The organism is Ancylobacter sp. FA202 (assembly GCF_000380205.1).
In the GTDB taxonomy this organism is placed as follows: Bacteria; Pseudomonadota; Alphaproteobacteria; order Rhizobiales; family Xanthobacteraceae; genus Ancylobacter.
The window spans coordinates 1,728,907-1,740,857 of the sequence record NZ_KB904818.1 but is presented as its reverse complement, the minus strand read 5'-3'; the positions used below and the strand labels follow the sequence as shown (position 1 = coordinate 1,740,857).

Below are 11,951 nucleotides of genomic sequence, written 5' to 3'. Positions count from 1 at the left end.
TCGCAAATGCCCGTCCGGCGGCGAACCTCCGCCGCAACGGCTCAGGGCAGCCCCGCCTTGGCAGGGGTGGCGCGGGTGCAGGTTCTCCGGCTCAGTCGGATGGGTTTTCATCCAAATATGCGCGCCACTCCTGCATCATCGCGTCGAACTGATGTTTGTTAAACGCCGGAAAAGCGATGTCGCGCTGCTGCGCACCCTTCGCCCATGTGAAGAACACTGATCGAAAGGCGGTCGTCTCCATCCTGCCGATGTGAGCGGCCTCTATCATGGGCATAATTTTGTGCCTGGCAGGACCATTTTTCCAAAATTTAACGACGCCTGCAGCTGATACGAACCTGTCTGAGATTATATCCCGATTAATTTCAATCCAAACTGCTCCGCGCCAGGACTTACGGTAAGGAACGAACTCGTGCCAGCTGCTGAACGCATAACGCTTATCGTAGTCGACCGCATCGAATGCTGCGAAGTCGAATAGACTCACGCCTCCCATTTTGCGGACACACGGAAATCTATCGGGGCTGGAGTCTCGGCCGGTTCCCCAGCGCTCCCGATCCGACAAATCTGGCGGCTCAGGAAGTAAACCGCCTGTCGCGATTATCTGGAGGAAGCGCTCTGCGCTAGTCGTGTGCCAGAGACCTCCGCACAGTCGGGCGTCTAGCTCCCCCAACCCAGCCATTTGTATAACTCAGGGCAGCCCCGCCTTGGCCGGGGTGGCGCGAGTGCCGACCACGGCCCGCGTCTCGAAGGCTTCCGCCTCCAACTGGGCGATGCCGATCGCCGTCGTCACCGAGGCGCGGAACGGCACCAGCACGCGGGTGCCGGCCACCGGCGCCAGCCAGACGAACATGTCCTTGTTCTTCATCATGTATTTAACGCCGGCGCGGTTCGGCTTGTGGCCGGAGACCGGGCGATAGGCGATGCGGCAGACCACCGCCGGGCCGGCATAGCCCTTCTCGGCCTTCACCTCGTCGATACGCTCATAGCTGAGCGCGAGATCGTAGCGCTGGCGGCCGTCGAAAATGGAGAGCGTGCGCTCGCAGGCCTTGGCCGAGAGCGGGTCGTCGGTGCCCGGCACCATCACAAGCGCCGCCGTCATCGGGTCGAAGATGCCCTTCTTGTCCTTGTCCGCCACCGGCACCCGGTCGGGCGAGGGAAACACCGGCGGCTCCACCCGCATGTCGGTGACGCCGCCGCCATTCATGACAAGCCGGATGGATTCGGTCTTCTTGTCCGACACCGCTTCCATGGCGAAGCTGCGCGGGGCAAGCTCGCCGCTGCGCACCGTGCCGCGCGCCCCCGCCGTGCCCTTGCCGGAGGAGACCGCCTGCACCACGCCGGTAAGCCGGCCGCTGCCCGAGGCGATATAGGATGTGTCGTCGACCTCGATCAGCAGCGCCGCGCGGCCAAGCTCCAGCCCGCCCAGCGACATGCGGTAGCGCGCTTCCAGCCGCCCGTCGGCGCGGGCGTCCGCAACCATCGCGCCCGCGACGGCAACCGCCAGAAAGGCCGTGAGGCACACCCGCATCATGAAGGCAGATTCCCGAATCGCCGTGACCCGAGGGCCGAAGCGTGAATTTATCCCTGTTTCGGATGTGTGGGGAAGGCGGCGGAACTGTGACTCGCCTCCTCACGAAGTCGCCAGCGGGCATTCGCCGGCACGGCTTCGCGCTCCCCGGCCTTGACGGCACAGGGACCGGCCCTTATAGGAGCGCTCTCAATTTCCACGGATACCGGATGCGGGATCGTCGGGCGGACTATACGGCCTACGACGCAACGGTTTTGATACAAGGATGTCCACGATGTCGCGTCGGTGCGAACTTACCGGGAAGGCGGTTCTGTCCGGCAATCGCGTGAGCCACTCCAACCGCAAGACCCGTCGGCGCTTTCTGCCGAATCTGGTGAACGTTACCCTCACCAGCGACGTGCTGAAGCGGTCGGTGAAGCTGCGCGTGAGCGCCAACGCCCTGAAGACCGTCGATCATCGCGGCGGCCTCGATGCGTTCCTGCTCAAGGCTCACACCGAAGAGCTGTCGCCGAAGGCGGCCGAGCTGAAGCGCGCCGTCGCCAAGGCGACCGTTGCCGTGGCGAGCGTCGCCGCCGCCGCCTGAGCGATGACGACCGCCGGCACCAAGATCCCGTTCAAGAGGCTCTCACTTCCCGTCATCGCCATGATGGCGGTGGTTGCGGCCTCGAACGTGCTTGTCCAGCATCCGGTCGAGCAATTTGGCCTGCAGGATTTCCTGACCTGGGGCGCCTTTACCTATCCGCTGGCCTTTCTGGTCAATGATCTGACCAATCGCCGCTTCGGCCCTGCCGGGGCGCGGCGCGTGGTCTATGCCGGTTTCGCCCTGGCGGTGCTGCTGTCGATCTGGCTGGCGACGCCGCGCATCGCGCTGGCTTCCGGCACGGCCTTCCTGTTCGGGCAGCTGCTGGATATCGGCGTGTTCAATCGCCTGCGGCGGATGAGCTGGTGGCAGGCGCCGCTGGCCGGCAGCCTGTTCGGCTCGGCCATCGACACGGCGCTGTTCTTCTCGCTCGCCTTTGCCGGCGATGCCGACATGTCCTTCCCCGTCACCTATGCCTCCACCGGCATCACCGTGCCGCTGTGGATGGGGCTGGCCTATTTCGACTTCCTGGTGAAGTTCGGCTTCGCGCTGCTCGCGCTCATCCCCTATGGCGCGCTGATGGGCTGGCTCAAGCCCTGGACCGGTGCCCCGGCCGACACCGCCGCGCGCTGAAGCGCTTTCGATAAGATTAGAACTTCAGGGCAGTTTGGTTGGGCTTTAGTTCTCCGATGTGGCGCTCTATCGCGGCAATTTTACTGGCGGTTGCGACGTACTCGTAACCAGCATAGTTAGACCCGAAACGAACAGCGCCGATGGATATCGCATCAGCCGATACGCGGAACTCGCAAGTCGCCGCCTGACGTATCAGCGCTCCGAACATATTCTGAGCGTCGAACGCTATAGTCACCCTGGACCCGTCGACTATGCCGCCGACGAATCGATACGTCGCTGGAGTTGAAATCAATCCCACGACCGTGCCGTCACACCATTTGATGGCGGGATCTTCCGCTGCGTGGGCGGGCCCTAAGATGCCCAGGCAAATCAACAGAGCTGCTCCAACCCTTCGCCGCATATCCGCCCCCCCCACCGATATCTCTGTGGGGAAGGTAGCACCTACTGCAGTTACGCGCATCGGTTAGCCCTCTCACTCGACCAGCGCGAAGCGCAGCAGCAGCGTGCGCTGGAGCGGGGAGAAATTGTCGTCGGAAATGAGGGTCAGGATCAGCTCGCCCGCCGCGTTGCGGTGCAGGGCGAGGCCTTCCATATTGTCGATCGCGGCCAGCCGGTTGGCGGTCAGCAGCACTTCGCCGGTGATCACCGCCCCCGGCGTGATCGCGCTGAGCGGAAAGCGCCTCAGCCGCAGGGCGACGCCGCGCAGATAGTCGAAGCGGCGCTCCAGCAGATACACGGTGCCATCATCGGCCAGCGCGGCATCGGTGGCGGCGAACTCGTCGCTGCGCGCCACGGTGAAGCGCCCAAGCGGCTTGGGCTTGCCGAGCGGGCCGAACAGGAAGCCGGGCAGGGCGGCCGGATCGTCCGGGCTTTCCTCGGCGATGACGATCACCGCCGCCGGCACCCCGCCGGGCGGGGCCAGCAGCGTTTCCGGGCCCTGATTGCCGCCGAGCCGCGCCAAGGCCGGGTCGGAAATCAGCTTGGCGCCAAAGGCCCGCAGCGGCTCGGGCCCCGGAAACAGCCAGACCTCCTGCGCGCCCTCGATACCGACGAGAACGCCCGAGGGCACGCGGACCAGCGATTCGACGTCGCCGCGTCCCTGTTCGGACAGGGCCTTGCCATTGTCGGCCATCATCGGCGCCATCCGGGCATTGCGGATGCCTACCGGACGGTCGCCCTCGCTGGCGATGCGCCCGCTCAGCCACCAGCCCTTGTCGGTGACGGCGAGGAATTCCTCGCCCTTGGCATCCAGCACAAGGCCGGACACGCCGCCAAAGGTCGAGGAGGTGGAGGACAGCACCAGCCCGCCGCGAAACTCCAGCGGGCCGAAGCGCACCGCGCCGCTGGCGTCGAGGCGTTCGATTGGCATGGCGGTGATGGTGATCGGCTGGGCCGGCGCCCGCGCTGGCGCCAGCGTCAGCAGGAGAGCGGCGGCGAGCAGCGGCAGCAGGCGGCGCAGGGCGCTTTGCATGGCCTGCCCTCAGCGCCGGGCCGGCAGCATGCGCAGGATCAGCCCGTCCCGCCGCACGAAATGGTGCCACAGCGCCGCCGCCACATGCGCCATCACGATGGCGGCGATGACATAGGCCAGCGCCACATGCACCGCGCCGGTCCAGCCCAGCGCCTTGCCGAAGGCGGTGATCGTCACCGCGCCGAGGATCGGCTGCAGCAGAATGAGCAGATAGAGCATTCCATGCGTCGCCCGCGCCGCGATCTCGGCCGGCCGGCCCATGCCGGGGGGCAAGGGCGGCGCGGGGTGGCGCAGCCGCCAGGCGATGCGCGCCATCGCCAGCGCCAGGATGAGGTAGCCGGCATAGATATGGGTGTTGAACAGATAGAAGCGCGGCCCCGAGCCGCGCGGGAAATAGCCCCAGCTCCAGCCCGTGGCGAACTGCACCAGCACAAGGGCGGCCACCAGCCAATGCAGCAGGCGGGAGGTCCGGTCATAGGTCGCGGCCATGGTCGATCTCTCTCGCGTGTCGCTCGAAGGTGGTCTTGCTCAGCTTCTCTTTTGCCGGTTTGCGCCGGGGCGCGCCGCCAGCCGAATCGACGCGGCGGCGCCCGGCATATTGCGGCGGCTTTCCTTTCCGTGCCATGTCAGGGCACGGGTCAAGGCGGGAGCTTTTGTTGACAGTCGCGCGTTCCACCGTTTCTCCGCCCCGCCGCACGGCACGGCCGGCAGCCGCGCGCGCCGCGCTGGCGGCGGACCCGGCCGGTGCGCGCCCCGAGAGCCCGCGCACCAAGACGCCGCATCGCCTGCGCCGCATCGCCGAGAAGCGCACCGCCATCCTCGACGCCGGCCTGTCGCTGTTCTCACGCTACGGCCTGCACGGCACCACGGTGGAGCAGATCGCCCGCACCGCCGCCGTGTCGAAGACCAATCTGTTCTATTATTTCGCCTCGAAGGAAGAGGTCTATGTCGGCGTGCTGAGCCGGCTTCTCGACCAGTGGCTGGACCCGCTGCGCGCGCTTGAGGTGGAAACCGACCCGGTCGAGGGCATCCGCGCCTATATCAGCCGCAAGATCCGCTTCTCCCGCACCCACCCGGAAGCCTCGCGGCTGTTCTGCCTGGAGGTGGTGCAGGGCGCGCCCCTGCTGCGCGGGGAGCTGGAGACCGCGCTGAAGCAGCTGGTGGACGCCAAGACCGAGGTGATCGCCGGCTGGGTGGCGGCGGGCAAGTTGGCGCCGATCGACCCGCATCACCTCATCTTCGCCCTGTGGGCGACGACGCAGCATTATGCCGACTTCGCGGTGCAGATCGACGCGCTGCTCGGCAGGGGGCTGGACGAGGAGGCCTTTGTCGAAGAGGCTACGCGCAACGTGCAGCGCCTCATCCTCGATGGGCTGCGCCCACGGTGAAACGTGCCGGAGGCGCCCCGATCCGGGCGCGGCACAGGTAAAAGGACGTTCCGATGAAGCGCCGCGCGCTGCTCCTCACCGCCGCCGGCGCCCTGTTCGGCGCGTGCCTGCCGCTGCTGGCGGCGACACCTGATGTGTCCCCGCCGGCCGGCGCGGCCAAGCCGCTCGATGTCGACGCCCTGCTGCACGACCCGCAGACCCCGACCTTCGGCAACCCCAAGGGCGACGTCACCATCGTCGCCTTCTTCGACTATAATTGCGGCTATTGCCGCAAGTCGCTGCCGGAGCTGGAGCGGCTGGTGACCGAGGATGGCAAGATCCGCCTCGTCTACAAGGACTGGCCGATCCTGGCGGAATCCTCCGTGGTCGCCGCCCAGCTCGCCTTGGCCGCGAACTACCAGGGCCACTATGTCCTCGCCCACAAGACGCTGATGAACCTGTCGGGCAAGCTGACCACCGAGCGCATGAGCGACGCGCTGGCCAAGGCCGGCATCGACCGGGCGAAGCTCGCCAAGGACCTCAAGGCGCATGCCGGCGACATCGGCGCCCTGCTCAAGCGCACCAATGAGCAGGCCGAGGCGCTCGGCCTGCCGGGCACGCCGGTCTATCTGGTCGGCCCGTTCAAGGTCGCCGCCGCGCTCGACTATCAGGGCTTCAAGGACGTGGTCGATGACGCCCGCGCGCGGGCGGCGGAACGTTGATGGTTGCCGGTTGGACGGTCTTTCAATACCATACCGTCCTGCAGCCGTTCTCATGACAGTTTTGTCCTGATTGCGCCGATATTCGGCAAAGCTGCAGCAGGGATGGCTGCAACCGGACAGGTAAATCGCTCGTCACCTGCGGTCCGGAAAGGCCGGGCCTGTTCGCATTCCACGCTTCTCCCTTAAGAGCGGCCGTTCTTTTTATGATAATTTGGGCGAGAAAATAGATGATTGAAGGCGGTGCAGCCTATCTCGACAAATTGTCTCGATCGAATTCAAGTGAAAGTCAAACTCAAGATGAATATTACGACTATCATAAGAAGAGGTTTGATTGTGTTATTTCATTCTGTCTGAAATATTGCCCAAATCCGGAATGTAATGTTCTGGATATAGGGCGCAGTGTTCTGTCGGGAATGCTGCTTCAGAAATACAAAAACGTCACGACGATGGGATTCGCGCTCGATGCCGGAGGGGGGTCAGTGGGTGATCCCCGTCTGGCCGGAATTCGTGGGCATATCGTCTATGACCTCAACAACGCCCAGTCGCTCGAAGAGATTCCCTGCGACGAAAAATTCGACCTTGTCGTCTTCGCGGAAGTGGTCGAGCATCTTTACACGGCCCCCGAACTGACGATGTTCGCCCTCCGCAGCGTCATGAACCCGGGAGGGATCATGATCCTGCAGACGCCCAATGCCGCCTCGCTCAATCGGCGTATCAAATCGTTCTTTGGCCTCAGCCCGACCGAACGCATCCGGATCGACAACACCAATCCGGGACATTTTCGCGAATATACGAAGAATGAACTGATCGAAATCGCCCGCATTGTCGGCTTCGAGGTCTGCGCGCATCATTACCTCGAATATTTCGGCGTGGCCGGTGCCGCGCGCCGATCCATAAAGCGCGCGCTCTTCTCGGCCATCGTGGGGGTCATACCGCCCTTCCGCAGGGGCCAGACTCTCATCCTGAGGCGCCCGGCCTAAGCTCCCGCATCGGCCGGCAACAGGCGCGAGGAGGGAGCGTCAGCCCTCGACCAGCGTCCGCGCCTGGGCGAGCAGTTGCTCAGGTGTTTGCGTCGAATCCAGCCGCGCCCAGTCGAGCGGGCCGGCCTCGCGCCCGGCCTGCCAGCGCACCACCTCCGCCGTGGCGTCGGAAGCGTCGCCGCGCCGCGCCGCCACCCGGCCGGCCAGCGCCTCGACAGGCGCCTCCAGCCACAGGCCGATAAAATCCACCCCGCCTTCATGCGCCAGCGCCGCGATCTCGGCGCGCTCATCCGGGCGCTGGTGCACGGCGTCGACGATGACGCCATGGCCGGCGGCGAGAATCGCCTCCGCCCGCGCCCTGAGCGTGGCATAGACCTGCTGCGTCGCCTCCATCGAATAGGCTTCCTGCGGCAGGCGTTCCAGTTCGGGCGTGCCGTGGAGGCGCTTGCGCTCGACATCCGAGCGCAGATGCACCGCGCCGGGCAGCGGCCCCAGATGCGGCGCCAGCGCGGCGGCGAGCGTGCTTTTGCCGGAGCCGGACAGCCCGCCCACTGCCACCAGCTTCACCGGGCGCGGCGCCAGCGCCTCCTCGGCGAAGGCGAGATAGGCCCGTGCCTCCTCGCCCGCCTGCGCCCGGCCGGCGGGATCGCGAAAAGCCGCCGCCGCCGCGCCCACCTGCGCCCGTATCGCCGCGCGCAAAGCGAGGAACAGCGGCAGCGCCGCCAGCCCGTCATAGGGCGGCGCCGCGCCGCAGGCGATGAGGTAGCGGTTGAGCAGCAGATTGGCGGCGACGCCGTGCCCGCGCAGAGCGATGTCCATGAGAAGGAAAGCGAGGTCGTAGAGCCGGTCGATGCTGGCCAGCGCCTCGTCGAATTCCAGCGCGTCGAACAGCACCGGCGCGCCGTCGATGAGCGCGATGTTGCGCAGATGCAAATCGCCATGGCAGCGCCGCACCTCGCCCGCCGCCGCGCGGCGCGCCAGCAGCGGCTCCACCCGGTCGAAGGCTTCAAGGAAGCCGGCCTCCAGCGCCGAGACCCGGCCCGGGGGCAGCAGGTCGGGCGCCTCGCGCAGCCCGGCGACGACGTTGCGCGCCACCGCCCGCAACTCCCGGCCGGAGCTGCCGGTGATCACAGGCGCGCGCTCATGCGCGGCCGCCACCGCCTGCGCCAGCGCGGCGATCAGGGGCGGCGCAAGCCTCTCGCCTTTCTCGCCCGCGCCTGTCTCGCCCCCGCGGGCGAGAACATGGTCGAGCGTGGCGGTTTCGTCGAAACGGGCCATATGCACCGCCCATTCCACCACCTCGCCCTCGCCGCCCAGATGCAGCGCGCCGCCGCGCCGGACGATGGGGGTGAGCCCGAGATAGAGCGCGGGGGCGGTGGCGCGGTTCAGTTCCAGCTCGCGGGCGCAGGCCTGCCGGCGCTTGTCCAGCGTGGAGAAATCCATGAAGGAAAACCGCACGGCGCGCTTGACCTTGTAGACATCGGCGCCGGCGAGAAACACCGCCGCGCCATGGGTGTCGATGCGGGCGACGGGGGCCTCCACCCCATGGGTGGCGGGGTCGGCGAGCAGGGCGAACACCGCCTCCTGGTCGGCGACGACATGGTCATTGGCACTCATGCTGGTTATCTAAGCCCGCCCGCCCGGTCCGCGCTATCCGGCAACTGACGCAGGGAACGTCCTCCCCGGGCGATTGACAAGTGCCCCGGCGCCGGTTTCCTCCCCGGTGAAGGCCCATATGTGAGCCCCCATTCCCTTCGCCGCAGGACACGCCGTGACCGAGACCCCCGCCTCCCGCCCGCCCGGCTTCGGCAGCGACAATGTCGCCGGCATCTCCCCGGCCATTCTGGCCGCGCTTGCCGCCGCCAATGAAGGGCCGATGCCCTCCTATGGCGCTGACGAGATCTCCGCCCGCGTCACCGCGCGGCTCTCCGCCCTGTTCGAGCGCGAGGTTTCGGTGCTGCTGGTCTCGACCGGCACCGCCGCCAATGCGCTGGCTTTGAGCGTGCTCACCCCGCCCTGGGGCGCGGTGCTGTGCCATGCCGACAGCCATATCGAGAATGACGAATGCGGCGCGCCGGAATTCTTCACCGGTGGCGCCAAGCTTGTGCATGTGCCGGGTGCGAACGCGAAGATCGATCCCGTCGCTCTCGCCGACGCCGCCCGCCGCAACCGGGGCGATGTGCATTGCGTGCAGCCTTCCTGCGTCTCCATCACCCAGGCCACGGAACTTGGCACGCTCTATTCGGTGGAAGAGACCGCCGCCCTCGGCGCGGTGTGCCGCGACGCCGGCCTGCCGCTGCATATGGACGGTTCGCGCTTCGCCAATGCGGTGGCGGCGCTGGGCGCATCGCCCGCCGACATGACCTGGAAAGCCGGGGTCGACATCCTCTCCTTTGGCGCCACCAAGAACGGCGCGCTGGGGGTGGAGGCGATCGTGCTGTTCGATCCGGCGCGGGCGGGGGAACTCGCCTTCCGCCGCAAGCGCGGCGGCCACCTCGCCTCCAAGATGCGGTTTCTCGCGGCGCAGATGGACGCCTATCTCGACGGCGACCTCTGGCTCGCCAATGCCCGCCACGCCAATGCCATGGCGGCGCGGCTTTCCGCGGGGCTCGCCGGCATTGCCGGGGTGGAGATTCAGGGCGTGGTGGAGGCCAACATGCTGTTCGTTCGCCTGCCCGCCCCGATGTGCGAGGGCCTGCTGGCGCAGGGCTTCCGTTTCTATACGGACCGCTGGGGCGCCGGCGTGGTGCGTCTCGTCACCTCGTTCGCCACCTCCGAGAGCGATGTCGACCGGCTCATTGAGGCGGCGCGGGCGCTGGCGTGAGGGGCGCGCCGGGGTGCGCTTGCGTGAGGCGCGTGCGTGCTTCGAGGCAGGCCTGTCGGCCGGCACCTCAGCATGACGGGCCCCTGTACCGACATTCGTCATCCTGAGGTGCCCGGCCATCGGCCGGGACTCGAAGGACGCAGGCGAGGGCACGGGAAGAGTCATTCCCACACTGCACCCCGTCATCCCCAGGCTTGACCCGGGGATCCACGACTTCCGCTATCCGGCGGCAGTTAAGGCGTGGAGGACCGGGTCAAGCCCGGCCATGACGGCGATCGGTGGGAATGCGGCCTGTGGCCGTCCGGGATGACGGATCGCGTAACATCCTCACATCACAGCCGACACCACCTCGGGCGATTCCTCCAGCGCGTGCGCCATGAAATCCAGCGCCGAGCGGATCTGCGCCCGGCTCGCCGGGCCGCCGAGGCACACCCGCACCGCCTCGATCGCCGGGCCGGCGACGGTGAAGGCGTCGCTTGCCACCACGCCGATGCCGGTGGAACGCATGTGACCGACAAAGGCCGAGCGGGTCCAGGGCGCGGGCAGCTCGATCCAGAGATTGAAGCTCAGCGGGTCGGCGCGGAAGCTGCCCTTGGGCAGGATCTCGCTCGCCAGCGCCTGCCGAGCGGCCGTCTCCGCGCGGATGAAGCGCAGCAGCGTGTCGGCGGTGCCGTCCTCGATCCAGCGCGTCGCCAGCGCGGTGGTGAGCGGCGAGGCCATCACATTGGCGGTGCGCAGGGCGCTGGCGAAGGGGTAGCCCGCGCGGGCCTCGGGCGCGACGACATAGGCGGCGCGCAGGCCGGCGCCGATGCATTTGGCCAGCCCGGCAATGTGCCAGGTCAGGTCTGGCGCGATGGCAGCGAGCGGCGGCGGGCCGTGCGGCGGCACGAAGCCATAGGCGTCATCCTCGACGATCGGCACGCCGAAGCGCCGCGCCACCTTGGCGATCGCCTCGCGCCGCTCCTCGGGAATGGTGAGTGTGGTGGGGTTCTGCAGCGTCGGGTTGAGATAGAGCGCCTTCGGGCTCATCTCGCGGCAGGCCTGTGCGAAAGCGTCGGGGTCGATGCCGTCAAGGTCCATCGGCAGGCCGTGAAGCTTGATGCCGAGCTGAGCGGCGATGGCGCGCACGCCGGGATAGGTGATCGCCTCGCACAGGATCACATCGCCCGGCCGGGCCAGAAGGCCGAAAATGCCGAGCAAAGCGGGGTGGGCGCCCGGGGTGACGAAAATGCGCTCCTGCGCCGGCACCAGCGCCCGCCGGCCGAGCCAGGCGGACGCCGCGTCCTTGTCCGCCGCCGTGCCGCCAAAACCCTGGTAGCGCAGCAGGGCGACGAGATCGCGCGCCACCTCGGCCAGCCCTTCCTGCATGCGCTCGATCAGCGCCGGGTCGTCCGGCTCGGGCGGCAGGTTCATCGAGAGATCGACCGTGCCGGGCTTGGGTGCGGTGGTCGCGCGGGTCTTCGGGCGCGGCGCGCCGGTCACGAAGGTGCCCTGGCCGACGCGGGATTCGACGAGGCCGCGCTTCTGCGCCTCGACATAGCCGCGCGCCACGGTGGTGAAATCGATGTCGAGCTTGGCCGCGAGCTTGCGCTGCGGCGGCAGCCGGTCGCCGATGGAAAGCCGCCCGGCGCGGATGTCCTCGCCGATCAGGTCGGCAATGGCGAGGTAGCGCGGCTTGTCGGAGCGGGCGAGGTCGGGAATCCAGTCGGCCATGCGTCTCGTCACCTGTCTTATCCCGGACAGCCGTCAGGCCGATTCGGAATTGTCTGCCAGAGCGGAGTGCGATCCCGGCTCTCGCGGCGCTCGGCCGGGATGACGGTCTCCATCCTACCTCGCCCTAATTGACTGT

12 protein-coding genes are annotated in these 11,951 nt (G+C 67.4%); 6 read left to right on the top strand and 6 right to left on the bottom strand.

Going from position 1 to position 11,951, the window contains the following annotated elements; genetic code table 11:
- Nucleotides 1–91: 91 nt before the first annotated feature.
- The gene (locus tag A3M1_RS26425) at nt 92–481 is read right to left on the bottom strand and encodes a hypothetical protein (protein ID WP_156029649.1); all 390 of its coding nucleotides are present in this window, start codon (nt 479–481) and stop codon (nt 92–94) included.
- Nucleotides 482–685: 204 nt separating this feature from the next.
- Nucleotides 686–1,528, bottom strand: a complete 843-nt coding sequence (locus A3M1_RS0107845; RefSeq protein WP_018388409.1) for a DUF3108 domain-containing protein — start codon at nt 1,526–1,528, stop codon at nt 686–688.
- Between the two features lie 271 nt (nt 1,529–1,799).
- Here A3M1_RS0107845 and rpmB point away from each other — a divergent pair, with 271 nt between their 5' ends.
- Entirely contained in the window at nt 1,800–2,108 is a 309-nt protein-coding gene (gene rpmB, locus A3M1_RS0107840; RefSeq protein ID WP_018964162.1) for a 50S ribosomal protein L28, read from the top strand.
- 3 nt (nt 2,109–2,111) lie between these two features.
- Nucleotides 2,112–2,738: a queuosine precursor transporter gene (locus tag A3M1_RS0107835; protein ID WP_018388407.1), complete on the top strand. Its 627-nt coding sequence runs from the start codon at nt 2,112–2,114 to the stop codon at nt 2,736–2,738.
- Between the two features lie 472 nt (nt 2,739–3,210).
- On the opposite strand, the gene A3M1_RS0107825 is transcribed toward A3M1_RS0107835, so the two are convergent.
- Together A3M1_RS0107825 and A3M1_RS0107820 are read right to left on the bottom strand one after the other, a co-directional pair.
- Nucleotides 3,211–4,209 (bottom strand): esterase-like activity of phytase family protein, encoded by a 999-nt coding sequence (locus A3M1_RS0107825; protein ID WP_018388405.1) that lies wholly within the window; start codon nt 4,207–4,209, stop codon nt 3,211–3,213.
- A 9-nt stretch (nt 4,210–4,218) separates the two neighbouring features.
- Entirely contained in the window at nt 4,219–4,698 is a 480-nt protein-coding gene (locus A3M1_RS0107820; RefSeq protein ID WP_018388404.1) for a cytochrome b, read from the bottom strand.
- Nucleotides 4,699–4,865: 167 nt separating this feature from the next.
- On the opposite strand from A3M1_RS0107820, the gene rutR reads away from it, so the two are divergent.
- The 3 genes from rutR (at nt 4,866) to A3M1_RS0107805 (ending at nt 7,278) form a co-directional block, all read left to right on the top strand.
- Nucleotides 4,866–5,597 (top strand): HTH-type transcriptional regulator RutR, encoded by a 732-nt coding sequence (gene rutR / locus A3M1_RS0107815; RefSeq protein WP_018388403.1) that lies wholly within the window; start codon nt 4,866–4,868, stop codon nt 5,595–5,597.
- A 53-nt stretch (nt 5,598–5,650) separates the two neighbouring features.
- On the top strand, nt 5,651–6,298 hold the full coding sequence (locus tag A3M1_RS0107810) for a DsbA family protein (protein ID WP_018388402.1): 648 nt from the start codon (nt 5,651–5,653) through the stop codon (nt 6,296–6,298).
- Between the two features lie 227 nt (nt 6,299–6,525).
- The gene (locus tag A3M1_RS0107805) at nt 6,526–7,278 is read left to right on the top strand and encodes a bifunctional 2-polyprenyl-6-hydroxyphenol methylase/3-demethylubiquinol 3-O-methyltransferase UbiG (protein WP_245261607.1); all 753 of its coding nucleotides are present in this window, start codon (nt 6,526–6,528) and stop codon (nt 7,276–7,278) included.
- Between the two features lie 39 nt (nt 7,279–7,317).
- On the opposite strand, the gene A3M1_RS0107800 is transcribed toward A3M1_RS0107805, so the two are convergent.
- A complete protein-coding gene (locus A3M1_RS0107800; protein ID WP_018388400.1) occupies nt 7,318–8,895 on the bottom strand; it encodes a bifunctional aminoglycoside phosphotransferase/ATP-binding protein in 1,578 nt (525 codons plus the stop codon).
- A 154-nt stretch (nt 8,896–9,049) separates the two neighbouring features.
- Between A3M1_RS0107800 and A3M1_RS0107795 the strand changes: the two genes are divergently transcribed.
- On the top strand, nt 9,050–10,102 hold the full coding sequence (locus A3M1_RS0107795) for a low specificity L-threonine aldolase (protein ID WP_018388399.1): 1,053 nt from the start codon (nt 9,050–9,052) through the stop codon (nt 10,100–10,102).
- Between the two features lie 327 nt (nt 10,103–10,429).
- Here the strand turns inward: A3M1_RS0107795 and A3M1_RS0107790 are convergent, their stop codons facing one another.
- Nucleotides 10,430–11,815 (bottom strand): PLP-dependent aminotransferase family protein, encoded by a 1,386-nt coding sequence (locus tag A3M1_RS0107790; protein ID WP_018388398.1) that lies wholly within the window; start codon nt 11,813–11,815, stop codon nt 10,430–10,432.
- Nucleotides 11,816–11,951 lie beyond the last annotated feature (136 nt).

Excerpts from the sequence above, each read along its gene's own strand:
- A3M1_RS0107845 (WP_018388409.1), bottom strand. The coding sequence starts at position 1,528 with ATGATGCGGGTGTGCCTCACGGCCTTTCTGGCGGTTGCCGTCGCGGGC.
- rpmB (WP_018964162.1), top strand. The coding sequence starts at position 1,800 with ATGTCGCGTCGGTGCGAACTTACCGGGAAGGCGGTTCTGTCCGGCAAT.
- A3M1_RS0107835 (WP_018388407.1), top strand. The coding sequence starts at position 2,112 with ATGACGACCGCCGGCACCAAGATCCCGTTCAAGAGGCTCTCACTTCCC.
- A3M1_RS0107825 (WP_018388405.1), bottom strand. The coding sequence starts at position 4,209 with ATGCAAAGCGCCCTGCGCCGCCTGCTGCCGCTGCTCGCCGCCGCTCTC.
- A3M1_RS0107820 (WP_018388404.1), bottom strand. The coding sequence starts at position 4,698 with ATGGCCGCGACCTATGACCGGACCTCCCGCCTGCTGCATTGGCTGGTG.
- A3M1_RS0107810 (WP_018388402.1), top strand. The coding sequence starts at position 5,651 with ATGAAGCGCCGCGCGCTGCTCCTCACCGCCGCCGGCGCCCTGTTCGGC.
- A3M1_RS0107805 (WP_245261607.1), top strand. The coding sequence starts at position 6,526 with ATGATTGAAGGCGGTGCAGCCTATCTCGACAAATTGTCTCGATCGAAT.
- A3M1_RS0107800 (WP_018388400.1), bottom strand. The coding sequence starts at position 8,895 with ATGAGTGCCAATGACCATGTCGTCGCCGACCAGGAGGCGGTGTTCGCC.
- A3M1_RS0107790 (WP_018388398.1), bottom strand. The coding sequence starts at position 11,815 with ATGGCCGACTGGATTCCCGACCTCGCCCGCTCCGACAAGCCGCGCTAC.